The sequence below is a fragment of the Collinsella aerofaciens genome (assembly GCF_001404695.1).
Classification (GTDB): Bacteria; Actinomycetota; Coriobacteriia; order Coriobacteriales; family Coriobacteriaceae; genus Collinsella; species Collinsella aerofaciens_E.
On sequence record NZ_CZAQ01000029.1, the window covers coordinates 5,604 to 28,589 of the forward strand.

Annotated in this window: 21 protein-coding genes, 2 tRNA genes and 1 riboswitch; of the genes, 22 read left to right on the forward strand and 1 reads right to left on the reverse strand. The window is 60.7% G+C overall.

Translation table 11 applies throughout. From position 1 onward, the window contains the following. Positions 1-44 precede the first annotated feature (44 nt). A riboswitch (FMN riboswitch) is annotated at positions 45-237 on the forward strand. Between the two features lie 5 nt (positions 238-242). From AQ996_RS07555 to AQ996_RS07595, 9 genes are all read left to right on the forward strand, one after another. Then, positions 243-833: an ECF transporter S component gene (locus AQ996_RS07555; RefSeq protein ID WP_055252299.1), complete on the forward strand. Its 591-nt coding sequence runs from the start codon at positions 243-245 to the stop codon at positions 831-833. Next, on the forward strand, positions 830-2,734 hold the full coding sequence (locus AQ996_RS07560; protein ID WP_055252300.1) for an energy-coupling factor transporter ATPase: 1,905 nt from the start codon (positions 830-832) through the stop codon (positions 2,732-2,734). Before AQ996_RS07555 ends, AQ996_RS07560 begins: the two co-directional genes overlap by 4 nt. Then, the gene (locus AQ996_RS07565; RefSeq protein ID WP_055252301.1) at positions 2,734-3,534 is read left to right on the forward strand and encodes an energy-coupling factor transporter transmembrane component T family protein; all 801 of its coding nucleotides are present in this window, start codon (positions 2,734-2,736) and stop codon (positions 3,532-3,534) included. The genes AQ996_RS07560 and AQ996_RS07565 overlap by 1 nt, the downstream gene beginning before the upstream one ends. 30 nt (positions 3,535-3,564) lie before the next feature. Beyond that, positions 3,565-4,011 carry a pyridoxamine 5'-phosphate oxidase family protein gene (locus tag AQ996_RS07570; RefSeq protein WP_055252302.1) on the forward strand — a complete coding sequence of 149 codons (447 nt, stop codon included), beginning with the start codon at positions 3,565-3,567 and terminating at the stop codon, positions 4,009-4,011. Positions 4,012-4,062: 51 nt separating this feature from the next. Then, positions 4,063-4,473 (forward strand): pyridoxamine 5'-phosphate oxidase family protein, encoded by a 411-nt coding sequence (locus tag AQ996_RS07575; RefSeq protein WP_055252303.1) that lies wholly within the window; start codon positions 4,063-4,065, stop codon positions 4,471-4,473. A gap of 257 nt (positions 4,474-4,730) precedes the next feature. Beyond that, complete coding sequence (gene argC / locus AQ996_RS07580; RefSeq protein ID WP_055252304.1) at positions 4,731-5,801, forward strand: N-acetyl-gamma-glutamyl-phosphate reductase; 1,071 nt, start codon at positions 4,731-4,733, stop codon at positions 5,799-5,801. Positions 5,802-5,935: 134 nt separating this feature from the next. Further along, entirely contained in the window at positions 5,936-7,204 is a 1,269-nt protein-coding gene (gene argJ, locus AQ996_RS07585) for a bifunctional glutamate N-acetyltransferase/amino-acid acetyltransferase ArgJ (protein ID WP_055252305.1), read from the forward strand. A gap of 81 nt (positions 7,205-7,285) precedes the next feature. Continuing rightward, on the forward strand, positions 7,286-8,266 hold the full coding sequence (gene argB / locus AQ996_RS07590; protein WP_055252306.1) for an acetylglutamate kinase: 981 nt from the start codon (positions 7,286-7,288) through the stop codon (positions 8,264-8,266). 69 nt (positions 8,267-8,335) lie between these two features. Then, positions 8,336-9,619: an aminotransferase class III-fold pyridoxal phosphate-dependent enzyme gene (locus AQ996_RS07595; RefSeq protein WP_055252307.1), complete on the forward strand. Its 1,284-nt coding sequence runs from the start codon at positions 8,336-8,338 to the stop codon at positions 9,617-9,619. 611 nt (positions 9,620-10,230) lie between these two features. Here AQ996_RS07595 and AQ996_RS07600 read toward each other — a convergent pair. Further along, positions 10,231-10,306, reverse strand: a tRNA-Val gene (locus tag AQ996_RS07600). 187 nt (positions 10,307-10,493) lie between these two features. Between AQ996_RS07600 and asnB the strand changes: the two genes are divergently transcribed. The 13 genes from asnB to lysS all read left to right on the forward strand — a co-directional run bounded on the left by asnB (position 10,494) and on the right by lysS (position 22,654). Next, positions 10,494-12,374, forward strand: coding sequence for an asparagine synthase (glutamine-hydrolyzing) (asnB, locus tag AQ996_RS07605; RefSeq protein WP_055252308.1), 1,881 nt, complete (start codon positions 10,494-10,496; stop codon positions 12,372-12,374). A gap of 112 nt (positions 12,375-12,486) precedes the next feature. Next, on the forward strand, positions 12,487-14,049 hold the full coding sequence (locus AQ996_RS07610) for a Mur ligase family protein (RefSeq protein WP_055252309.1): 1,563 nt from the start codon (positions 12,487-12,489) through the stop codon (positions 14,047-14,049). A gap of 107 nt (positions 14,050-14,156) precedes the next feature. Further along, a complete protein-coding gene (locus AQ996_RS07615) occupies positions 14,157-15,068 on the forward strand; it encodes an HAD family hydrolase (RefSeq protein ID WP_055252310.1) in 912 nt (303 codons plus the stop codon). Positions 15,069-15,119: 51 nt separating this feature from the next. Then, positions 15,120-16,004, forward strand: a complete 885-nt coding sequence (gene murI, locus AQ996_RS07620) for a glutamate racemase (protein ID WP_055252311.1) — start codon at positions 15,120-15,122, stop codon at positions 16,002-16,004. A 54-nt stretch (positions 16,005-16,058) separates the two neighbouring features. Further along, on the forward strand, positions 16,059-16,784 hold the full coding sequence (gene rph / locus AQ996_RS07625) for a ribonuclease PH (protein WP_022094899.1): 726 nt from the start codon (positions 16,059-16,061) through the stop codon (positions 16,782-16,784). A gap of 141 nt (positions 16,785-16,925) precedes the next feature. Next, complete coding sequence (gene rdgB, locus AQ996_RS07630; protein WP_055252312.1) at positions 16,926-17,567, forward strand: RdgB/HAM1 family non-canonical purine NTP pyrophosphatase; 642 nt, start codon at positions 16,926-16,928, stop codon at positions 17,565-17,567. A gap of 3 nt (positions 17,568-17,570) precedes the next feature. Beyond that, positions 17,571-18,017 carry a D-aminoacyl-tRNA deacylase gene (gene dtd / locus AQ996_RS07635; RefSeq protein ID WP_055252313.1) on the forward strand — a complete coding sequence of 149 codons (447 nt, stop codon included), beginning with the start codon at positions 17,571-17,573 and terminating at the stop codon, positions 18,015-18,017. A gap of 306 nt (positions 18,018-18,323) precedes the next feature. Beyond that, complete coding sequence (locus AQ996_RS07640; protein WP_006234957.1) at positions 18,324-18,620, forward strand: Veg family protein; 297 nt, start codon at positions 18,324-18,326, stop codon at positions 18,618-18,620. A 2-nt stretch (positions 18,621-18,622) separates the two neighbouring features. Continuing rightward, on the forward strand, positions 18,623-19,519 hold the full coding sequence (ispE, locus tag AQ996_RS07645) for a 4-(cytidine 5'-diphospho)-2-C-methyl-D-erythritol kinase (protein ID WP_055252314.1): 897 nt from the start codon (positions 18,623-18,625) through the stop codon (positions 19,517-19,519). 49 nt (positions 19,520-19,568) lie between these two features. Then, positions 19,569-19,645: transfer RNA gene (locus AQ996_RS07650), tRNA-Pro, on the forward strand. A gap of 112 nt (positions 19,646-19,757) precedes the next feature. Continuing rightward, positions 19,758-20,033 (forward strand): twin-arginine translocase TatA/TatE family subunit, encoded by a 276-nt coding sequence (gene tatA / locus AQ996_RS07655; protein WP_022094895.1) that lies wholly within the window; start codon positions 19,758-19,760, stop codon positions 20,031-20,033. 106 nt (positions 20,034-20,139) lie between these two features. Beyond that, positions 20,140-20,610 (forward strand): transcription elongation factor GreA, encoded by a 471-nt coding sequence (gene greA / locus AQ996_RS07660; protein WP_006234960.1) that lies wholly within the window; start codon positions 20,140-20,142, stop codon positions 20,608-20,610. Positions 20,611-20,689: 79 nt separating this feature from the next. After that, positions 20,690-22,654: a lysine--tRNA ligase gene (gene lysS, locus AQ996_RS07665; RefSeq protein WP_055252315.1), complete on the forward strand. Its 1,965-nt coding sequence runs from the start codon at positions 20,690-20,692 to the stop codon at positions 22,652-22,654. The last annotated feature ends 332 nt before the right edge of the window (positions 22,655-22,986 follow it).

Genomic DNA, 22,986 nt, shown 5'->3' on the forward strand with positions numbered 1-22,986 from the left:
CCTCGGCATACTTGCGCGAACGATTGCTCGTGCTACACTTGCAATTGCTGTTTCAGGGCGGGGTGGAATTCCCCACTGGCGGTAAATCGGGCGGTGCCAAAGGGGTGCCGTGGCGCAGGCGAGGTGCCTGTGTTTGAGCCGATGAGTCCGCGACCCGCGTGTGCGTTGGTTCGCATGCCGGCCGAACTGGTGAGATCCCAGTACCAACGGTCAGAGTCCGGATGAAAGAGGCAGGTGATCTTATGTCTGAACAGTCGCAGCATATTCATTTTGAGAACACGAATAGGTGGAGCACCAAACAGCTCGTTACCATGGCGTTGATGTGCGCCTTGGGCGCCCTGTTTATGTATGTGCAGCTGCCTATCCTTCCTTCGGCGCCGTTTTTGACGTATGACCCGTCGCTGGTGCCGGCGATGGTGTGCGGGTTTGCGTACGGCCCTGGTGCCGGCACTGCCGTCGCCGCCATGGCGATCGTTATCCATGCGCTCACCACGGGTGACTGGGTCGGCGCGCTTATGAACCTGGTGGCTACGCTGGGTTATATTCTGCCCGCGGCTATCGTCTACCAGAAGATGCATACCTATAAGGGTGCCGTGATTGGTCTGGTGCTCGGCGTTATTGCCGCTACGGCGTTGTCTATGGTCGCAAACCTTACCATTGGCGTATGGTTCTGGTATGGCTCGGTTGATGTGATCGCCCCGCTTATGATTCCTGCCGTGCTGCCGTTTAACCTCATCAAGACCGTGCTCAACTCGGTATTGACACTTGCGGTGTACAAGGCGGTCTCCAACCTCATCACGCCTAAAAAGGACCAGGTCAAAGGCCGCGCATGATTGAGTGTCGGGGCGTTTCCTTTAGCTATGACGGTGCCGTACCGGCACTCGACGGTGTCGATCTGAACATCGAGGACGGGGAGTTTTTCTGTATCCTCGGTGGCAATGGGTCGGGCAAGTCGACCTTTGCCAAGCATCTGAATGCACTGTTGCAGCCCGATGCGGGCACGGTACGCATCAACGGCATGGATGCGTCCGACCCCGAGCTGGTCTACGACATTCGTTCGACCGCGGGCATGGTATTCCAGAATCCCGATGACCAGCTGGTGGCAACGCTCGTCGAAGATGACGTTGCGTTTGGTCCCGAAAACCTTGGCGTGCCATCGGCGCAAATTGCGCAGCGCGTACGCGAGGCGCTGAAGGGCGTGGGCCTGGTGGGCTTTGAGCGCCACGAGACCCATGCGCTTTCGGGCGGTCAAAAGCAGCGTGTGGCGCTTGCCGGTGTGCTCGCCATGGAACCGCGCGTGCTCATTTTGGACGAGGCGTCCTCGATGCTCGATCCGCGCGGGCGCAAGGGCCTTATGAAGGCCTGTCACGTGCTGCACGAACGCGGCATGACCATCGTGATGATTACGCACTTTATGGAAGAGGCCGCCGAGGCCGATCGTGTCGCGGTGTTTCGGGCGGGGCGCGTTGCCATGCTCGGTACGCCCGAGGAGATTCTGACGCGGGCAGATGGGCTCGTGGAGCTCAACCTGGATATGCCGGCGTCGTGCTGCTTGGGCATGGCGCTTCGTGCGAAGGGCGTGCCCGTTCATGTGCAGGTGCGCGAGGCGGATATGGTCGCCGAGATTGCGCAGGTATATGCCGACCGGAGTGGGGAAGACACCGCAGGGCGGCCTTCTGCATCCGATTCTCGTGTGCTCGACAACGTCTCCTCTGCAACCGACGGGACAGCCGTGTCGGAGCCCGTCATCGAGATTTCGCACCTCTCGCATAGTTACTCGCTGAGTGCCCGCGAGCGCCGCCGCTGGCATAAGCGCTCGGTCACTGCGGGCAAATCGAGCAAACAGGCTCTCTGGGGAAACGACCCCAGCAGCCCGTGGGCGCTGCGCGATGTATCGCTGACGGTGCGTCGCGGCGAGTTCCTGGGCTTGGCAGGTCATACCGGTTCGGGTAAGTCGACGCTGGTCCAGCATCTCAACGGTTTGATTCGCCCCCAGGAGGGATTCGTTCGCGCGCTGGGACTCGATCTGTCAAACAAGAAAGACGCCGCCGCGGTTAAGGCCAAGGTCGGCGTGGTGTTTCAATATCCCGAGCGTCAGCTGTTTGCCGAAACCGTGACGCAGGACGTGGCGTTTGGCCCGCACAACCTTGGCTTGCCGCAAGATGAAGTCGACCGTCGCGTCGAGTCGTCGCTCTCGCGCGTGGGCCTCGACCTTTCCACGGTCGGCGACAAGAGTCCCTTCGAGCTTTCGGGCGGTCAGCAACGGCGCGTGGCATTCGCCGGTGTGCTCGCCATGGAGCCCGAAGTCCTGGTGCTCGATGAACCCATGGCGGGGCTCGATCCGGCTGCGCGCAGGGATTTCCTTGAGCTTATCGATCGGCTTCACCGCGATGGCCTGACCGTTGTCATGGTTTCGCATAGTATGGATGACCTGGCCAACTGCTGCGACCGCATCGTCGTGATGAACGAAGGTGCGGTGTTTGCCGAGGGAACCCCCGCGCAGGTGTTTGCACATGCCGATGAGCTCAAGTCGATCGGCTTGGGCGTACCTGCTGCTCAGCGCATGGCGTTGGCGCTCGCGGAGGCGGGCGTGCCGCTGCGTTGCGGCGGGCTCTATACGGTTGAGTCGCTGGCCGACGAGCTGGCAGATTTGCTGATCGGTCGCTCAGACGGTCCTTCTAACGTCGCGGACATTGCTAAATCCAAGACGGTCGCGCGAGAGGAGGGCTGCTAATGGAGGCGTTTTCGTTTGGCAGCTACTATCCCGGCGATAGTGCGATCCACCGCCTGGACCCGCGAACTAAGTTGCTCTTGGGCTTTGTGTTTCTGATCACGACGCTCACGGTCAGCAGCTTCCGCGGACTGGCCCCGGTCGCAATCTTCGTTGTCCTGATCTATACCGTGTCCCGGGTGCCGTTGCGCCGGGTCCTATCATCGATGGCACCATTGCTGGCGATTGTCGTGGTGGTCGCAGTGCTCAACCTGTTTTCCGACCAGAGCGGGCGCATTCTGTGGCAGCTTGGCTTTTTGCAGATAAGCGAGGGCTCGTTGCATTCCGCCGCCTTTATGGCGTGCCGCCTGAGCTTGATGATGGCCGGCATGAGCGCCATTACGCTCACCACGCCTACGCTCGACCTCACCGCGGGCTTTGAGCGTCTGCTCGCACCGTTTGCGCGCGTGGGGCTCCCTGCGCATGAGCTCGGCATGATCATGGGCATCGCGTTGCGCTTTATGCCGCAGTTTGCCACCGAGATGAAGCAGACGGCGGACGCGCAGGCAAGCCGCGGTGCACGCGTAACGGGTGGCCCGCTCGGCGGCGTGCGTATGCTCGGCAGTGTGGCGATTCCACTGTTCACGGGCGTGTTCCGTCATGCCGAGACGTTGTCTGCCGCCATGGATGCACGCTGCTATCACGGCGAGCAGGGCCGCACGCGTCTGCATGCACTTGCATTTCGCCGCGGGGATGCGCTGGCTGCGGTTGTGACGATGCTGCTGTTTGCGTGTGTCATCGTCGTCAACCTTCAACTTGTTTAGGCGCGATTCGAGCGCAAGAAAGGGGTCCCTATGACCGACAACGACCGCACGGCTCAGCTTGAGCGCGCCTGTTCGTATCTCAGGCGCATTCCGGCGTGGTATCTGGCCACGACCGATGTGACCGACGGGCATCAGCCTCGCGTGAGGCCGTTTTCGTTTGCCATGGTCGATGACGGTAAGTTGTGGTTTTGCACGTCGCGCGACAAGGATGTGTGGGCGGAGTTGAGCGCGAATCCCAAGTTTGAGGTATCGGGCTGGAAGCCGGGGGAATGTTGGATCGTGTTGACCGGCGAGGCCGCACTTGAGGACGACGCGGTTGCGAGCGACAAGGTGCGTCAAGCGGGTTTTAAGCACATGGTGGGCATTGGCGAGGAACACGAGAGTGCCAACGACGGCCGCCTTGCTTTCTTTTCGGTCCGCAACATTGCCGCGCGCTTCTGTGATATCGACGGTAGCGAGGAGCGCCTGGAGCTCTAGAGCGTCTCAAATTAACTACCCGTTCCGAATTAGCTAGCGCCAGGAGGACACATGGACGGATTGAATACGGTGTTGGAGTATCTGACGTCGGTGCCGGCATGGTATTTGGCGACGAGCGTTGACGGACAGCCTCATGTGCGTCCGTTTTCGTTTGCGCAGATCCAGGATGGCAAGCTGTGGTTTGTAACAGCGCGCACCAAAGATGTGTGGCAAGAGCTGCTGCAAAACCAGCGCTTTGAGGCCACGAGTTGGTGGCCGGGCCATGGCTGGCTCATCTTGCGCGGGCGTGCCGGCTTGGATGACCGGGCTTTAGGCGAAATGCGCGAAGCCGGGTGGAAGCATCTAGAGCACCTGGGCGAGCACTATGAGGGGCCTAACGACCCCACGCTCGTCTTCTTTAGCGTCGAGGATCCCGAGGCTTTTATCTGCAATCACGACGAATGGGTGCCGGTCGAGCTCTAGCCAGCTGGCTCATCCTAACAACTTGGTTTTCGCATGGGCGGGCCCCGTATTGCCCGGCGCCGTTAGGAGCGTCGGTCAATACGGGGCCCGCTCCATTTGTCAATTCCTTCAAGCGAATGTGTCGGGAATGTTTCAATGCATGAATATGCAAGCCATTTACGTGTTAATGCATCTTTTGGTGCTAAAGTTTCAACTCACTTCATAACGACCGCTGCGAAATGCGCATCGGTGCATAAATCGCAGACAAGGAGTCTGATATGTCTTTGAAGGTTGGAATCGTCGGCGCGGCTGGATATGCCGGAGCCGAGCTCATTCGCCTCGTCCTCGGTCATCCCGAGTTTGAACTTGCCGCCATTACGTCCAACGCCGATGCCGGCCAGCCGTTGTCTGCGGTGTACCCGAGCTTCACCGGCGTAAGCGATCTTGTCTTTACGACGCATGATGCCCCCGAGCTCAAGAACTGCGACGCGGTCTTTTTGGCCGTGCCGCACACGGCTGCCATGGCACAGGTGCCCGCGCTGCTTGCATCGGGCGTCTCCTGCTTTGATCTTTCGGCCGACTACCGTCTGAACGACGCGTCCGTTTTTGAGGCTTGGTATGCCGCCGAGCATACGAGCCCCGAGCTGCTCAAGACCCGTGCCTTCGGTCTGCCCGAGCTGTTCTGCCAGGACTTGGAGACCGCCGCATCCGACCATGCCGACGGCAAACCCGTGCTGGTCGCCTGCGCCGGTTGCTATCCCACCGCAACGAGCCTTGCCGCCGCGCCCGCCGTGCGCGCGGGCTGGGTGGCCGAGAACGGCCCCGTGATTGTCGATGCCATCAGCGGTGTGACGGGTGCCGGCAAGTCCTGCAACGCTCGTACGCATTTTTGCAGCGCTGACGAGAATTTGGAAGCATACGGCGTGGGCAAGCATCGCCACACGCCCGAGATTGAGCAAATCCTTGGCCTGACCGATCGCGTCGTCTTTACCCCGCACCTGGCACCGCTCAAGCGCGGTCTGCTCTCCACGGTGACGCTGCCGCTCGCGCCGCAGGCTCTCGACACGCTGGCTCTTGAGGATGTCGTCGACCATTACAAGCAGTTCTACGCCGGTCGCACTTTTGTGCGCGTGCTCGATGCCGGCCAGCAGCCCAAGACGGCTTCGGTCGTCGGCACCAACGCTGCCCAGATTGGCCTCGCGCTCAACAAGCGCGCGGGCGTGCTGGTGGCGACGGGCGCCATCGACAATCTGTGCAAGGGCGCTGCGGGCCAAGCGGTCCAGTGCGCCAATATCGTCTTTGGCTTTGACGAGCGACGAGGCTTGCCCACAGTGGCGTGCCCGGTGTAGCACATTCGATTGTTAACGATTTGGTAGTCGGGCATCGAGTGGGGCGCCACTCTTAAGCTGGTCTCATGATCACGACTGGCATGGCGCACCAACCGATGTCCGTTTTTTGTTTGACATAAGGAGTCATAAAGACGATGAATACCGAGCTGTTTGATATCAAGATTCGCGCCGTCGAGGGTGGCGTTACGGCTGCGGCTGGTTTTAAAGCTGCGGGCATCCACGCTGGGTTCCGCAAGAACCCCGAGCGTCTGGATTACGCGCTCGTCGTGCCCGATAAACCCTGTCCCGGTGCCGGCGTGTTTACTACCAATCGCTTTTGCGCGGCGCCTGTGCAAGTGAGCCGTGCCAACCTGGGCGGTGCCGACAAGGGTTACGGTATCATCGCCGGCGTTTCGGTCAACTCTGGCAATGCCAACGCCGCCACGGGTGAGACCGGCCTTGCATGCGCGCGCGAGACGTGCAGCATCGCATCGCAGGTCATCGGCTGCGAGCCCCAGCAGATTCTGGTTGCCTCCACGGGCGTGATTGGCCAGATTCTGCCGATCGACACGTTTGAGACCGCCATTCCTGCTGCCTACGAGGCGCTCTCCGCCCACGGTGGCGCCGATGCCGCTCGCGCCATCATGACGACTGACACGCACTCCAAGGAGTACGCCGTGTCCTATGTCAGCGAGGCTGCGGGTCATGCGGGCAATGTCTATACGGTAGGCGGAATGTGCAAGGGCTCGGGCATGATCATGCCCAATATGGCCACCATGATCGCGGTCATTACTACCGATGCCCCCGTCGAGCCTGCGGCACTTCATGCCCTGCTGCTCTCGACCGTCAAGCAGACCTTTAACAAGGTAACGGTCGATTCCGACACCTCGACCAACGACACCTGCATCATGCTTGCCTCCGGCGCCGCTGCCGCAGATGCCGAGCCTATCGTCGAGGGCTCCGATGTCTTCGACGAGTTGGCATTTGCCGTGCACGAGGTGTGCGAGAGCCTGGCGCGCAATATCGCCGCCGATGGTGAGGGCGCATCCAAGCTTGTTACGGTCAACGTTACCGGCGCCGTGAACGACGAGGAGGCCGATATCGCCGCCCGTGCCGTTGCCAACTCGCCGCTCGTTAAGACCTGCATCGCCGGCCACGACTGCAACTGGGGCCGTGTTGCTATGGCGCTTGGCAAGTGCGGCGTGAAGTTTAATCAGGAAGACGTTTCCATCGACATGATGGGCATGCCCGTCTGTCGCGATGGTCTGACTGTTCCCTTTGACGAGGACGAGGCTCTACGACGTTTCGAGGCGCCCGAGATCGTGATCTCGGCCGACCTGGGCGCAGGCGACGCGGCAACGACCGTGTGGACCTGCGACCTCACGCACGAGTATATCTCCATTAACGGTGACTACCGTTCCTAGATTCCAGGCACGCTGCGCATCTTGCCGCGATTGCGGACAGCGGAGCACGGCGCGATAACGATACGAAAGACGAGGCAGATTATGAAATTCGCACGCGATTGTCGTTCGAGCGAATCCAACGAAGCAACCGCGCAGCTGCTGTTCGAAGCACTGCCGTGGATTAAGAACCTGACCGGCAAGACGGTTGTTATCAAATATGGCGGAGCCGCCATGGTTGATGAGCAGCTGCGCCGCGACGTGATGAGCGACATCGTTTTGCTCAAGATCATCGGTATGCGCCCCGTCATCGTGCATGGCGGCGGCAAGGCTATCAACGAGGCGCTCAGCCACTACGACATTCCCGTCGAGTTTAAGAACGGCCAGCGCGTGACTACGCCTGCCACCATGGACATCGTGCGCGAGGTACTGGGCGGCAAGGTCAACCAAGAGCTGGTTGCTGCCATCAACCACCACGGCAACCTGGCCGTGGGCGTGTCGGGCAGCGATGCCGGCACCCTTATCGCCGAGCCACTCGACCCAGAGCTCGGCCGCGTAGGCAAGGTCACGCACGTCAACACCGACTATATCGAGCGCCTGCTCGATAGCGAGTACATCCCCGTCATCGCTACCGTCGCGGCGGGGGAGGACGGCGGTTTCTTCAACATCAACGCCGATACCGCCGCCGGTGCCGTTGCCGCGGCGCTCCACGCGCATAAGGCAATCTTTTTGACCGACGTCGATGGCCTGTACAAGGACTTTAGCGACAAGGACTCGCTTATCTCCAACCTAACGCTCGACGAGGTCAACGAAATGCTCTACGGCGGCGAGGTCGATAAGGGCATGATTCCTAAGCTGCGTGCGGCCGTCGATGCGCTTACCGGCGGCGTATTTCGTGCCCACATCATTAACGGTACCACGCCGCATTCGCTGCTCCTGGAGCTGCTGACCGATGCCGGCGTCGGCACCGTGATCCATTCCACCGAGACGGCTTACGAGTTCGATACGCATCCGCATCCGCTTTCGACGTTTGCTGCGCGTCTGACCGAAAACCTTGACGAGGTCGAGAAGCTTCAGACGGTCTAGCTGACCCGCAGCCGCCCCATTCCTGCACCCATAGCCCCGCGCCGTCTGGCGCCCAACGAAAGGCATCCCATGTCACTTGCAGCTCAGCAATCGCTTGAATCCCATTACGTTATGCATACCTTTGGCCGCTCTCCGGTCGAGTTTGTCGAGGGTCACGGCATGAAGCTCACCGGCGACGATGGCCGTGAGTACCTCGACTTTCTTGCCGGCATCGGCGTGTGCAGCCTAGGTCATGGCGACCCGGCTGTGCTCTCGGCGCTCGAGGCACAGACCAAAAAGCTCATGCATGTCTCCAATTACTTCTACATCGAGCAGCGCGGACAGGTCGCGGCGCTGCTGTCCAAGCTTGCTAACGACGACGTAGATGGTGCGCGCGTGCTTGCCGATGCCATTGCCGTCGGCGATGAGACCACGGCAGCTGCTCTTGGTGCCCCGGCTGCGGATGAGCAGGTTTGGGAGACCTTCTTTGCCAACTCTGGCGCCGAGGCCAACGAGGGCTCGATGAAGCTCGCGCGCCTGTACGCCAAGCGTGCCGGTAATGGCGGCAACACCATCGTGTGCATGCGCGGCGGCTTCCACGGCCGTACGCTCGAGACCATTGCCGCCACCATGCAGGATTGGCTGCAGGACAGCTTCCGCCCGCTGCCGGGTGGCTTTGTGGCCTGCACGCCCAACGATGTGGACGAGCTGCGTGCGATCTTTAAGCAGCTGGGGAGCGAAATTTGTGCCGTGATGCTCGAGCCGATCCAGGGTGAGAGTGGCGTGCACCCCATGACCGAGGAGTTTATGGCGACAGCGCGCGACCTGGCACACGAAGTGGGCGCCGTGCTTATCGCCGACGAGGTCCAGTGCGGCATCTTCCGCTCCGGCAAGCCGTTTGCGTTCCAAACCTATGGCGTGGAGCCCGACATCATGAGCCTTGCCAAGGGCATTGCCGACGGCGTGCCCATGGGTGCCGTGGTGGCAAAGAAGGAAATCGCCGACGTCTTTAAGCCCGGCGATCATGGTTCGACCTTTGGCGGTAGCTGCCTGGCCATCACGGCGTGTGCCGCGACGCTCTCCGCGCTCGTGCGCGGCGATTATGCCGACCATGCTGCCAAGGTAGGCGCCTATATGGAGGCAAAGCTCGCTAAGCTGCCGCACGTGACCGAGGTGCGTGGCCGCGGCTTGATGCTCGGCTGTGATTTGGATGATGCTGCGGGCGATGCGCATGATATTGTTGCCCGCGCGCTGGCCGCCGGTGCCGTGATTAACGCTACGGGTGCCCATACGCTGCGTTTCCTGCCGCCGCTCGTCTGCGAGGAAGCCGACGTGGATAGTCTGATTGAGATCCTGTCGGGTGTCTTGGGCTAACGCGGTGCAATAACTCAATTTGGACCGGGTTCCGGACTGCTGACGTGCCCTATGCGGCATGATTCAGCGGTCTGGAGCCCGTTTTGCCTTAGATTTGCTAAGGCAAGGGGGACCTGCTGACCAAAAAACAGTAAATATGAGTACTGCTACCGATTTGGTAGCAGCAGTTTTGGACTAATAAGGCCAGATATCAAGTCGAAATGGCGATGAATACACGATTTTGATCTAACTGTTAGTCCTTATAATGGACATATGTTGCGTAACTTAAGCAAATACTGTCTTTTTATATGTTGCAAACAAAGTAGCAGTACTCATTTTTGCCATTTTTTGACCACGGCCTTTGTGACAGACGTGCTGGCGGGTTCGAATCCCATGCGCTGGGCATGAAAAAGGAAAGGCCTCCATCGCTGGAGGCCTATCAAATCAGTGGTGGGCGATGAGGGATGTCCGCGTGCGGCTCCGCCGCCCGCATCCGCTTCGTCGCTTCGCTCCTCGCGTGCTGCGCTGGAAAACGCTTCGCGTTTCCTCAGCTCCGCACCCTTGCGGGTTCGAATCCCATGAAATGGGCCCAAACAAAAACGGTCCCCTTTCGAGGACCGTTTCCAATTCAATGGTGGGCGATGAGGGATTCGAACCCCCAGCCTTGTGCGTGTAAAGCACCTGCGCTAACCGTTGCGCCAATCGCCCGTGCGGAGAGAGTATAGCAAAACAATCGCCTCATTCACCTCATATCCATTAAAGGTAACTGGCGCGTGTCACAGCGGAGCTGATTCAGTTGAGATTGCCTGAACATTCCGCCCCTCTTTACGCCCTCGGGTATACTCAAAAGCTACTGATTCGATTTGATGCCCAGCAACAGCAGAGGGGATAGTATATGTGCGGTTTTGTCGGTTTTGTCGGTGGGACGGATAACCAATCCGAGGTGCTCACCAAGATGATGGACCGCATCGTCCATCGCGGTCCCGACATGGGCGGTCAGTTTATCGACGGCCGCGTTGCCCTCGGCTTCCGCCGCCTGTCGATCCTCGACCTGACCGAGGCTGGCGCCCAACCCATGGCCAACGAGGACGGTAGCGTCGTCATTGTCTTCAACGGCGAGATCTACAACTTCCAAGAACTCCGTTCCGAGCTCGAGGCCAAGGGCTACAAGTTCCACTGCGGCGCCGACACCGAGAGCCTCCTGCACGGCTACGAGGAGTGGGGCGAGGCCGTACTCGATCGCCTGCGCGGCATGTACGCCTTCGTCATCTGGGACAAGAAGAAGAACAAACTCTTTGGCGCCCGCGATATCTTTGGCATCAAGCCGCTCTACTACTATCCCATGGCCGATGCGGGCGACGGCGCTCCGGGCGTGCTCTTTGGTTCCGAGATCAAGAGCTTCCTGGACTACCCGCACTTCCACAAGGCGGTCAACAAAAAGGCCCTGCGTCCGTACATGACGCTGCAGTATTCGGCAACCGAGGAGACCTTCTTCGAGGGGGTCTACAAGCTGCCGCCGGCGCATTACTTTACCGTAGACATCCCGACCGGCAAGATGAACATCGAGCGCTACTGGGATTGCGATTACTCTGCCGTCGAGAAGCCGTTCGAGGAGTACGTCGACGAGTTGGACGAGGTCGTGCACGAGAGCGTCGAGGCCCATCGCATCGCCGACGTCAAGGTCGCGTCGTTCCTCTCCGGCGGCGTCGACTCCAGCTACATCGCCGCTTGCCTCATGCCCGACAAGACCTTCTCGGTGGGCTTTGACTACAAGAACTTCAACGAGACTAACTACGCCAAGGAACTTTCTGACAAGCTCGGCATCGAGAATGTCCGCAAGATGATTACCGCCGACGAGTTCTTCGGTGCGCTCGAGGACATCCAGTATCACATGGACGAGCCGCAGTCCAACCTGTCTTCCGTGCCGCTGTGGTTCTTGGCCGAGATGGCCCGCAAGGACGTCACCGTCGTGCTTTCGGGCGAAGGCGCCGACGAGCTCTTTGGCGGCTACGCCTACTACGAGGACACGGTTCCGGTCCGCAAGTACAAAAAGATGGTGCCGCTGCCCATCCGTCGCGCGCTCGGTAACCTGGCGTTGCATATGCCGTACTTCAAGGGACATAACTTCCTGGTCAAGGGTGCCGAGATCCCTGAGAAGTCGTTCCTTGGACAGGCTCTGGTTTGGCCGGAGCGCGAGGTCGACGGCGTGCTCAAGCCCGAGTACAACACCGGCGATGGCGCCTTCGAGCTTGCCGCTCCCATCTATGCGCGCGTGAAAGGTCAGCCCGAGCTGGTCAAGAAGCAGTACCTGGACATGAACATGTGGCTCCCGGGCGACATTCTGCTCAAGGCCGACAAGATGTGCATGGCGCACTCGCTGGAGCTGCGCGTGCCCTTCCTGGACCGCAAAGTCATGGAGTTCGCCGAGCATATTCCCGACCGCTACCGCATCAACGAGAACGGCAACAAACAGGTACTCCGCCACGCTGCCAACAAGTCGCTGCCCGATGAGTGGGCCACCCGTCCCAAGGTGGGCTTCCCGGTGCCGATTGTCTACTGGCTGCGCGAGCAAAAGTGGTACGACTATGTCAAGGAGTACTTCACCGCGCCGTGGGCAAGCGAGTTCTTCGATACCGACGAGCTCATGCACCTGCTCGATCTGCACTTTGCGGGCAAGGGCGATTTCCAGCGCAAGATCTATACGCCGCTCGTGTTCCTGGTGTGGTACAAGCGCTTCTTTATCGACGAGGACCAGCCCGCTGTTCAGGCTGCCTAGCCTCGGCTTACGAACGCCTGCGCGTAACGGCTCCTCCGGGAGCCGTTTTTGCGTGGGTGCGTTTCAGTTACTATAAAAACCGTCCCTGCCAAATGGCTGAGAAAGGCGAAAGATGCACCATTCGGATTCCGCGACCGTGACCACGGTCGATACGCTTGCCAAGCTTCTCGATGTGTGCGGCGAGCTGCGCGCATCAGAGCAGGTTGACGAGCGTGCCGTGACCGGCTGCTCGTTTGATTCGCGCGCGGTCTCGGCAGGTGACGTGTTCTTTTGCAAAGGCGCTGCCTTTAAGCCCGCGTTTTTGAGTATGGCGCTCGATGCGGGCGCCGTCGCATTTGTGTGCGAGGAGTCGCTGGTCGAGTCTCTGGAGCCGCTGGCGAAGGAGAACGGCGCGGCGATGCTGGTCGTGGACAGCGTCCGCACGGCCATGGCCCTGTTGCCGCCGGAGGTCTACGACCGTCCCGACCACGACGTCAAGATCGTGGGCATCACCGGTACCAAGGGAAAGACCACGGCCGCTTTTATGCTCCAGTCGATTATCAAAGCGGCGGGCGAGTCCTGCGGCATGATCGGCTCGGTGAGTACCGACGATGGCATCGAGTGCTACGAGAGCACTAATACCACGCCAGAGGCCCCCGAGGTCTGGCGCCATATCGCCAACTGCCGTGAGTCCGGTCGCCAGTCCATGGTCATGGAGGTCTCGAGCCAGGCGCTCAAGTACCAACGCGTCGAGAATCTGCCGTTTGACGTGGCGTGCTTCCTCAACATCGGGCGTGACCACATCTCGCCGATCGAACACCCCACGTTTGAGGATTATTTTGAGAGCAAGCTCAGGATCTTTGACCAGGCAAAGACCGCCGTGGTGAACCTGGGCACCGAAGAGGTTGACCGTGTGCTGGAGGCAGCGTCGACGGCCGAGCGCTTGGTGACCGTTGGCGTCGAGCATCCCGAGGCAAGCCTGTGGGCAAGCGATGTCCGCATGGTCGGCTTTAACATCGAGTTTAACCTGCATGGCCTGTGTGCCGACGAGTCCGAGGCGGGGGAGAAGGTCCTGCTGGGTATCGCGGGCGACTTTAACGTGGAAAACGCGCTGGTCGCTATCGCCGCTGCGCACGAGATCGGCATCGGTATCGAGGCTATCAAGAAGGGCCTCTCCAAATTGCGCGTGCCTGGTCGCATGGAGGTTGTGGAGTCGAAGGATGGCCGCGTGATCTGCGTCGTTGACTATGCGCACAACCAGCTTTCGTTCCGTTCGCTTTTCTCGTCGGTCAAGCGCGCGTTTCCCACTAGTCCAGTCATTGCAGTGTTTGGCGCTGCCGGCGGCAAGGCGCAGGAGCGCCGCGAGCAGCTTCCGCGCGAGGCCGCACCATATTCCGACCTGATGATTTTTGCCAACGAGGACCCGGCTCACGAGGACCCGATGAAGGTCTGTCGCGAGCTTGCCGAACACGTTCCCGACGATACGCCGAACAAGATCATCCTCGATCGCGAAGCCGCTGTGCACGCGGCGTTCAAGGCGGCGCGCGAGGAGTACGTCAACCCCAATGCTCCCACCATTGTCTTGCTGCTGGCAAAGGGTGACGAGGAGCTCATGCACGTGGGTGACGAGTTCGTGCCCATCGAGAGCGACCTTTCGTTGGCCAATCGCCTGATCGATGTTACCCAGTTTGACTAATGAACCATGATGGCGAAGGCGCCCTGAGTGCGCTGTCGCCATAAACGTGTTCCCTCAATCAAAACATGCCGTCTAAGCCCAAACCCTTCTACGTAAACGGAGTAACCATGTCCCACAACACCCTGCCGACCGTCGCCGAGCTTTCGGGCGAGATGCGCGAGCGCTTGGCCAAGGTCAAGTACGTCTTTACCGACCTGGATGCCACGATGCTCGCACCCGGCTCGTGCGTGCTGCGCGACAACGACGGCAACCCCTCGACCAAACTCGTCGAGGCCGTCGTGGCACTTGCCCGCGCTGGTATTCAGGTGGTTCCCACCTCGGGCCGCAACCGTACCATGATCCACGAGGACGCGCGCGTGCTCGGCCTCAATTCCTACATCGGCGAGATGGGTGGCCTGGTCATGTACGACCTCAAGGCCAACGATTGGGAGTATCTGACCGGCGATATGCCCTACGACCCCTCTTGCGGTCTCACGCCGCACCAGGTGATCGAGCAGACCGGCGTGTGCGAGAAGATCCTCGCCCGCTGGCCGCACAAGATCGAGTATCACAACGACATGTCGACCGGCTACAAGTACCGCGAGGTCACCGTCGGCATGCGCGGCGATGTGCCCGACGATGAGGTCCAGGCCATCCTCGACGAGGCCGGCTGCGGCCTGGTGTGGGCCTGTAACGGTCACCTGACGCATCTGTCCAAGCCGACGACGCTCGAGCTCGATCGCGTCGAGGACGGTCGCGCGTTCAACATCAACCCCGCGGGTCTCAACAAAGGCGTCGCCATTGCGCGCTTCTGCGAGCACCTGGGGATCGAGCGCGAGGAGACGCTCGCGCTCGGCGACTCCGAGTCCGACTTCTACATGGCCGATCACGTGGGCACGTTCTGTCTGGTCGAGAATGGCCTGACGAGCGCCGGCGCGCCCGAGTTCCTGGCTGCTTGCGAGAACGCTTTCGTTACGCGCGGCAAAATTGTCGACGGTTGGGCGGCGACGGCAGAGCTGCTGGTCGCGGCGCGTTCGTAGCGCGGCGTCGCCGCACTTGGATATGTCTTTTCGAGAGAGACTGGTGAGGTAATGTCCGATATCGAGAATCCGGCAGGCGACACGCGCCCGATCGGTGTGTTCGATTCTGGCCTGGGCGGTCTGACGGTTGCGCGCGCCATCGCGACGGCGCTGCCGCACGAGTCCGTCTACTACTTCGGCGACACCAAACGCTGCCCCTACGGCACGCGCACCGAGGATGAGGTGCGCTCGTTTGCGTTGCAGGCGGGCCGTTGGCTGTCGAAGCACGACGTCAAGATTATGGTCATCGCCTGCAACACGGCGACAGCTGCGGCCTTACGTCTGGCCCAGCAGGTGCTCGACGTTCCCGTGATCGGCGTGATCGCGCCGGGTGCCCGTGCGGCAATCAACAGCACCCGTTCGCGTCGCGTGGGCGTGCTCGCCACCAACCTCACCATTCGCTCGGGCGCCTACACGCGCGCCATTCAGGATCTAGATGCCGGCGTCGATGTATACGGCTGTCCTGCCTCGAGCTTTGTCGAGGTTGTCGAACACGAGCTCGCCTCGGGTGCACATCTGCAGGAACAGTGGCTTGAGAACGAGGACATCTTCGATACGCCTGCCGTGCGTGCGCTGGTGGGTGCCACGGTTGAGCCGCTGCGCGACCACGGTATCGATACCGTGGTGCTCGGCTGTACGCATTTTCCGCTGTTGGTGGGACCTATCCGCCATGCGCTGGGGCCTGGGGTGCGCGTCGTGAGTTCCGCCGAGGAGACCACACGCGAGCTGACCGATATCCTCACGCGCCGCGAGCAGCTGGCGGGCGACGCCGCCGAGCCGCAGCATCGTTTTGCCACGACGGCCGATAACATTGCCGAGTTTGCGGTGGCGGGCAGCTTTATCTTTGGTCAGCCGCTCAAGAGCATCGAACACATCGATATCGATGAGCTGCAATAGATGTAAGGCAGCCGCCAAAGCTTTCGCCACATCTTTTGCCGAAAGGATATTTCTATGGAGTACATGCAGGTCAACCGCGCTAACGGCCGCGCCGCCAACGAGCTGCGCCCCGTCAAGCTCACCCGTGGCGTCATGAAGCACGCCCACGGCTCGTGTTTGGCCGAGTTCGGTGACACGCGCGTGCTGTGCGCCGCCACTATCGAGGAGGGCGTGCCGGGCTGGCGAAAGGGAGCTAAGGCCGGCTGGGTGACCGCGGAATACGCCATGCTGCCGGCGTCGACCGGCAAGCGCTGCAAGCGCGAGCACGCCAACCGCAAGGGCCGCTCCATGGAGATCGAGCGCCTCATCGGTCGCAGCCTGCGTACCGTCGTCAATATGAAGGCACTCGGCGAGTACACCGTTACCGTCGACTGCGACGTGATTCAGGCCGATGGCGGCACGCGTACAGCGAGCATCACCGGCGCCTGGGTGGCGCTGCGCGACGCCCTCGCCATGTGGGTCGAGGCGGGCAAGATCGAGCGCATCCCGCTTATCGGCCAGGTGGCTGCCATCTCCATGGGCGTTGCCGACGGCAATACGCTGCTTGACCTCGATTATTCCGAGGACAGCCATGCCGAGGTCGACATGAACCTCGTCGCCACCGACACCGGCGAGATGATCGAGCTCCAGGGCACCGGCGAGCAGGCGCCCTTTGACCGCAAACGCCTCAACGCCCTGCTCGACCTGGGCGACAAGGGTATCGCCGAGCTCATCGAGCTTCAGCGCCAAGCCATCGCCTAACCTGCCAAAAAGGGACAGGTTTATTTTGGTAGGTTTTATCTGCTGAAATGCTGCGTTGAAAGGTCCGATCGCCTGAGAGGGGAGAGGTCAAGTGCCCAAACGCCCCTCACGCGGCTTGCTATAGAGACAAGGAGGCCAGTTATGGCACTTGAGAAGATCGACATCGACACCCTCGACCCGGCGGCGACCATCGTCGTGGCAACCGGAAACGCTCATAAGCTCACCGAGATCGAGGCCATTTTGGGCAAGGGCATGCCCGAGGTGCGCTTTGTGGCGCTCGGCCAGCTGGGCGATTTTGAGGACCCCGAGGAAAACGGCACGACGTTTTTGGAGAACGCCATCATCAAGGCGCAGGCTGCCGTCGAAGAGACGGGGCTCATGGCCATTGCCGACGATTCGGGCTTGGTCGTCGACGCGCTGGACGGTGAGCCCGGTGTGTATAGCGCGCGCTACGCGGGCGTTCACGGCGACGATACCGCCAACAATGCCAAGCTGCTCGTGAATCTGGATGGCGTGGCAGATGAGGATCGTACCGCGCGCTTTATGAGCGTCGTCGCGCTCATCGACACGGACGGTCTGGTTACCTATGGCGAGGGCGCCTGCGAGGGCGTTATCGCGCACGAGGGCCGCGGCGACCATGGTTTTGGCTATGACCCGCTGTTCCTGCCGGTCGACACGCCGGGCAAGACCATGGCCGAGCTGACGGCTGACGAGAAGAACGCCATCAGCCATCGTTTCCACGCGCTCGAGCATCTGTCCGCCAAGCTGACGGGCGAGGAGTAGGCCATGCGTGCGGTGGTGCAGCGCGTGCTCAACGCCGGCGTGACGGTCGACGGCGAGTGCGTGGGCCGCATTGGACGCGGCTACCTGGTGCTGCTGGGTGTGGGCCATGGCGATACGCGTGCCGAGGCCGACAAGCTGTGGGGCAAGCTCCGCGGGCTGCGTATCAACGAGGACGAGAACGGCAAGACCAATCTGGCACTTGCCGATGTCGACGGCGAGGTGCTCGTGGTGTCGCAGTTCACGCTGTTCGCCGACTGCCGCCACGGTCGCCGCCCATCGTTTACGGATGCCGGCGCACCCGATGTTGCCAACGAGCTCTACGAGTACTTCCTGACGCTTGTGCACGAGGACGTTGAGCATGTGGTGCACGGCATTTTTGGCGCCGATATGAAAGTCGACTTGGTCAACGACGGCCCATTCACCATCGTCTTGGACACCGACAACCTTTAGGTTACGCGGTATTACCAAACCGCGTAACTACTCGACGCTGCACGGCCACCATTCGGCCAATCTGTCGCTCAAACCGTCGCTCGCGTACAAAAGTACGCGTCGCTCCTCTTTCGCGACACCTTGGCTCGAATGGTGGTCGTTCGCTGACGTGAACTAGTCATGCGAGGTTGTCGTCTGGTACGAATTTGGGACGGGGCTTATTTAACTACTTGCGTATGGCGGCAGCAGGGTGCTATAGTATTAGAGTTTTGTCTATCTTAGGGGTATTATCCCCTTTTTGAATTGCACCTTCTGGAGGCCCTGTTCATGGAAGAGATGGAAGTCAATCACGTCGACGACATCCACGAGAAGCTGACCGATATGGTGGGCGATCGCGTCAAGGTTAAGGCCAACATGGGCCGCACCCGCGTCGTCGAGCGCATGGGCACCATCAAGAGCGTCCACCCCGCCGTCTTTATCGTCGAGGTTGACGAGCGTCGCGGCCGCAAGTCACGTCAGTCCTACCAGTACATCGATGTCCTCACCGGCCAGGTCGAGCTGTTCGACCCCGAGAGCGGCGAGCATATCTTTACCCCGCTTGGCAATCAGCTCGAGGAGCATTAACGGTGACCGATCGGTCCCTGACTCTTTCCGCGCCGGCAAAGATCAACCTCTACCTGGGGGTTCATACCGAGCGCGATGACCGCGGCTACCACAGGGTCGATTCCCTGATGGCAGCCGTCGGTCTTTCCGATACCGTGACGGTCACGCCGGCGCAGGCGCTGACCGTCCAGACGGTTCCGGCATCAGATTTTCCCATGCAAAAGAACACGGCGTATCGGGCTGCGGTTGCTATGGCCGAGCATTATGGTCGCGAGGCAAACATCTGCGTGACGATTGAGAAGCGCATTCCATTGTGCGCCGGCTTGGGCGGCCCCTCGACGGATGCTGCCGCGGTCATTGTCGCCTTGGCGAAGCTCTGGGGCATTGATCGCACCGACCCAGCGCTCGATGACATTGCGCGGGGCATTGGTGCCGACGTCCCGTTCTTTTTGCACGCGAGCCCTGCGTTTTACGTGGGTGGGGGAGACGTGCTGGCAACCGAGTATCCCGCACTACCCGCGACACCCGTCGTGCTGGTTAAGCCGCGGAAGGCAAGCGTTTCAACAATTGAAGCCTATCGACGTTTTGACGAGGCCCCGGTGCCTGCGGACAAGCCCGGCGCGATGGCTTCTGCCTTGCGTGCCGGTGATGCCGAGACGGCATATGCGCTCATCCATAACAACCTGGGTGTCATTTCCGCACAGATGGAGCCGCAGATTCAAACGGTTCTCGATTGGCTGCGTAAACAGGACGGCACCGTTGCTGTAGATGTGTGCGGATCGGGTGCCTGCTCGTTTGCCATTTGCGACACCGCTGCCACGGCCGAAAGGCTTGCCGATGCTGCCCAGCAAAATGGCTGGTGGGCCTGCGCGACTGAGCTTATTCCCAACACGGTCCAAATCGACACGCCAAAGAAATAAAAATTTCTCTAGCACGCGGCGAAAATCTTTGTTACTATAGTCGAGCTAACGGGTTGTGGCTCAGTTTGGTAGAGCACTGCGTTCGGGACGCAGGGGTCGCTGGTTCAAATCCAGTCAACCCGACCAGAGCATGAGGAGGGACCGCTTCTTGCGGTCCCTTTTTTTAGCTAGTGTTGTGATACCGCGATACCCGCGGTATACTCATTCGAGCTTGTCTCGCTGTATTGTGGAGGTCTACATGTTTGGACTGAGGGCTCCTGAGCTCATCATTATTCTCGTCGTTGTCCTGATTATCTTCGGGCCCAAGAACCTGCCGAAGCTCGGCAAGTCCCTCGGCTCTACCGTCAAGAATATCCGCGAGGGTATGGAGGGCGACGATAAGGCCGAGACCAAGCAGGCCGAGGAGGTCGTGGTCGAGCAGTCCGAGGAGGACAAGGAGATCGCTGAGCTCGAGGCCAAGCTCGCTGCTGCCAAGAAGAAGCAGGCAGAGGACAGCGACGCGGACGCAGAGTAGTCCCATCCCTTTGGGGTGAGCACCTGACCGGCTTGCCCGCAGGCTAGCCGGTCTTTTTCGTTTTGTTGACAGTTGATTGTTTGATCAGAGTTGGGGAGATATCCGTATGGACGCAAGCCAGATCGTACTGACCGCTGAGGGCCGCCAGAAGCTCGTCGAGGAGCTCGCTTGGCGTGAGGGCGATTACGCCAAGGAGATCGTCGAGGACATCAAGGAAGCCCGCGCGTTCGGCGACCTTTCGGAGAACTCCGAGTACGACGCCGCTAAGGACAAGCAGGCCCAGAACGCCGCTCGTATTGCCGAGATCCAGGCCATCCTCGCCAACGCTCAAGTTGCTGCCACCACAGGCGACCTGACCGTCTCCATCGGTTCCACCGTTTCGCTGATTGATCCCAACGGTGAGGTCATGGAAGTCACGCTCGTCGGTACCACCGAGACCAACTCGCTCGAGCACAAGATCTCCAACGAGTCTCCGGTCGGCCATGCCATCATCGGTCACGGCGAGGGCGACTCCGTCGAGGTCGTTACGCCTTCCGGCAAGACTCGCGTCTACACCATCGCCAAGATCGCACGCTAGACCACGGTCCCGCGTAAAGGTATGTTTTCGCTCCCTGGGACCGAATCCTGGGGAGCGTTTTAGTTTGAGGAGCTAACTTATGGCAGAGAACCAGAACGCCGCAGATCAGGCATCGACGCTCAACGACGAGCGCGCCACCCGCCTGGCCAAGCGCGCCGCCCTGTTCGAGGCGGGCCAGAACCCCTATCCCGAGCACTCTGAGCTTGAGGACTACGTCGCCGATATCGAGGCTAAGTACGCCGAGCTTGCCGATGGCGAGGACACCGAGGACGTCGTGAAGATCGCCGGCCGCGTGGTCGCCAAGCGCGGTCAGGGCAAGATCATGTTCATCGTCGTGCGCGATGCGACTGCCGAGATTCAGCTGTTCTGCCGCATCAACGACATGGACGAGGTCGCCTGGAATACGCTCAAGGCCCTCGACCTGGGCGACATCCTGGGCGTGACCGGCGTGGTCGTGCGCACCCAGCGCGGCCAGCTTTCCGTTGCCCCTAAGAGCGCGACCCTGCTTTCAAAGGCCGTTCGTCCGCTGCCCGAGAAGTTCCACGGTCTTTCCGACAAGGAGACCCGCTATCGCCAGCGCTATGTCGACCTGATCGCCAATGACGACGTTCGCGAGACCTTCCGTAAGCGTTCACAGATTCTCTCCACCTTCCGTCGCTTTATGGAGTCCGACGGCTACATGGAGGTCGAGACCCCCATCCTGCAGACCATCCAGGGCGGCGCTACTGCCAAGCCGTTCATTACCCACTTCAACGCGCTCGATCAGGAGTGCTACCTGCGTATTGCCACCGAGCTCCACCTCAAGCGCTGCATCGTCGGTGGTTTTGAGCGCGTGTTCGAGATCGGCCGCATCTTCCGTAACGAGGGCATGGACCTTACCCACAACCCCGAGTTCACCACGATGGAGGCCTACCGTGCCTTCTCCGACCTCGAGGGCATGAAGGCGCTCGCCCAGGGTGTCATTAAGGCAGCTAACAAGGCCATCGGCAACCCCGAGGTCATCGAGTACCAGGGCCAGACCATCGACCTTTCTGGTGAGTGGGCCAGCCGTCCCATGACCGACATCGTCTCCGACGTGCTCGGCAAGCAGGTCACCATCGACACGCCGGTCGAGGAGCTTGCTGCCGCCGCGCGCGAGAAGGGCCTGGAGATTAAGCCCGAGTGGACCGCCGGCAAGATTATCGCCGAGATTTACGATGAGCTGGGCGAGGATACCATCGTCAACCCGACCTTCGTGTGCGATTATCCCATCGAGGTCAGCCCGCTCGCTAAGCGTTTTGAGGACGACCCGCGTTTGACTCACCGCTTTGAGCTGGTCATCGCCGGCCACGAGTACGCCAACGCATTCTCCGAGCTCAACGACCCGGTCGACCAGGCTGAGCGCTTTGCTGCCCAGATGGCCGAGAAGGCCGGCGGCGACGACGAGGCCATGGAGTATGACGAGGACTACGTGCGCGCCCTCGAGTACGGTATGCCTCCCGCGGGCGGCATTGGCATCGGTATCGACCGCGTGGTCATGCTGCTTACTAACCAGGCTTCTATCCGCGATGTCCTGCTGTTCCCGCATATGAAGCCCGAGAAGGGTTTCCAGTCCGGTGCCGCTGCCGCCAAGGCTGCAGAGGCCGGCAACGCCGCGAGCCCGTTCGTTAAGTCGCTTAAGCCCACGCTCGATTACTCCAAGATCGCCGTTGAGCCGCTGTTCGAGGAGTTCGTCGACTTTGATACCTTCTCCAAGAGCGATTTCCGCGCTGTGAAGGTCAAGGCATGCGAGGCCGTCAAGAAGTCCAAGAAGCTGCTGAACTTTACGCTCGACGACGGTACCGGTACCGACCGCACCATCCTCTCCGGTATTCACGCTTATTACGAGCCCGAGGACCTGGTCGGCAAGACCTTGCTCGCCATCACCAACCTGCCTCCGCGCAAGATGATGGGCATCCCCAGCTGCGGCATGCTCATCAGTGCCATCCACGAGGAGGATGGTGAGGAGCGCCTCAACCTGATCCAGCTCGACGCCTCCATCCCCGCCGGCGCAAAGATGTACTAATTGGTTCCGCCGTTCTACCGAACGGCGGACCAGTCGACGCTGCGCGCCGCCCAGGGCGACAATTTGTCATTCAAAAGGCAAGGCATGACCAGAAGGTCTATGCCTTGCCTTTTTCATGCCAACTTGTTCGCCCTGGACGTCGCTCGCTGGCGTTGCCAAAACATCGGCGTTGCCGGAGTAGTCATTGGGGACGTACTTAAACGACTAGTCATTTAAGTACGTCCATTACAGTCGAAATTGTCAGCCCGGGACCGTCTCGGGCTACGATTGAGGCGCGCCCAGAACGGGCCGCCGACCGGGCGCCCGCGCACGGCCGAACGTCCCTGCCCCCG

Bases quoted from the DNA above. Each gene is read 5' to 3' on its own strand.
- AQ996_RS07555 (WP_055252299.1), top strand. From the start codon at position 243: ATGTCTGAACAGTCGCAGCATATTCATTTTGAGAACACGAATAGGTGG.
- AQ996_RS07560 (WP_055252300.1), top strand. From the start codon at position 830: ATGATTGAGTGTCGGGGCGTTTCCTTTAGCTATGACGGTGCCGTACCG.
- AQ996_RS07565 (WP_055252301.1), top strand. From the start codon at position 2,734: ATGGAGGCGTTTTCGTTTGGCAGCTACTATCCCGGCGATAGTGCGATC.
- AQ996_RS07570 (WP_055252302.1), top strand. From the start codon at position 3,565: ATGACCGACAACGACCGCACGGCTCAGCTTGAGCGCGCCTGTTCGTAT.
- AQ996_RS07575 (WP_055252303.1), top strand. From the start codon at position 4,063: ATGGACGGATTGAATACGGTGTTGGAGTATCTGACGTCGGTGCCGGCA.
- argC (WP_055252304.1), top strand. From the start codon at position 4,731: ATGTCTTTGAAGGTTGGAATCGTCGGCGCGGCTGGATATGCCGGAGCC.
- argJ (WP_055252305.1), top strand. From the start codon at position 5,936: ATGAATACCGAGCTGTTTGATATCAAGATTCGCGCCGTCGAGGGTGGC.
- argB (WP_055252306.1), top strand. From the start codon at position 7,286: ATGAAATTCGCACGCGATTGTCGTTCGAGCGAATCCAACGAAGCAACC.
- AQ996_RS07595 (WP_055252307.1), top strand. From the start codon at position 8,336: ATGTCACTTGCAGCTCAGCAATCGCTTGAATCCCATTACGTTATGCAT.
- asnB (WP_055252308.1), top strand. From the start codon at position 10,494: ATGTGCGGTTTTGTCGGTTTTGTCGGTGGGACGGATAACCAATCCGAG.
- AQ996_RS07610 (WP_055252309.1), top strand. From the start codon at position 12,487: ATGCACCATTCGGATTCCGCGACCGTGACCACGGTCGATACGCTTGCC.
- AQ996_RS07615 (WP_055252310.1), top strand. From the start codon at position 14,157: ATGTCCCACAACACCCTGCCGACCGTCGCCGAGCTTTCGGGCGAGATG.
- murI (WP_055252311.1), top strand. From the start codon at position 15,120: ATGTCCGATATCGAGAATCCGGCAGGCGACACGCGCCCGATCGGTGTG.
- rph (WP_022094899.1), top strand. From the start codon at position 16,059: ATGGAGTACATGCAGGTCAACCGCGCTAACGGCCGCGCCGCCAACGAG.
- rdgB (WP_055252312.1), top strand. From the start codon at position 16,926: ATGGCACTTGAGAAGATCGACATCGACACCCTCGACCCGGCGGCGACC.
- dtd (WP_055252313.1), top strand. From the start codon at position 17,571: ATGCGTGCGGTGGTGCAGCGCGTGCTCAACGCCGGCGTGACGGTCGAC.
- AQ996_RS07640 (WP_006234957.1), top strand. From the start codon at position 18,324: ATGGAAGAGATGGAAGTCAATCACGTCGACGACATCCACGAGAAGCTG.
- tatA (WP_022094895.1), top strand. From the start codon at position 19,758: ATGTTTGGACTGAGGGCTCCTGAGCTCATCATTATTCTCGTCGTTGTC.
- greA (WP_006234960.1), top strand. From the start codon at position 20,140: ATGGACGCAAGCCAGATCGTACTGACCGCTGAGGGCCGCCAGAAGCTC.
- lysS (WP_055252315.1), top strand. From the start codon at position 20,690: ATGGCAGAGAACCAGAACGCCGCAGATCAGGCATCGACGCTCAACGAC.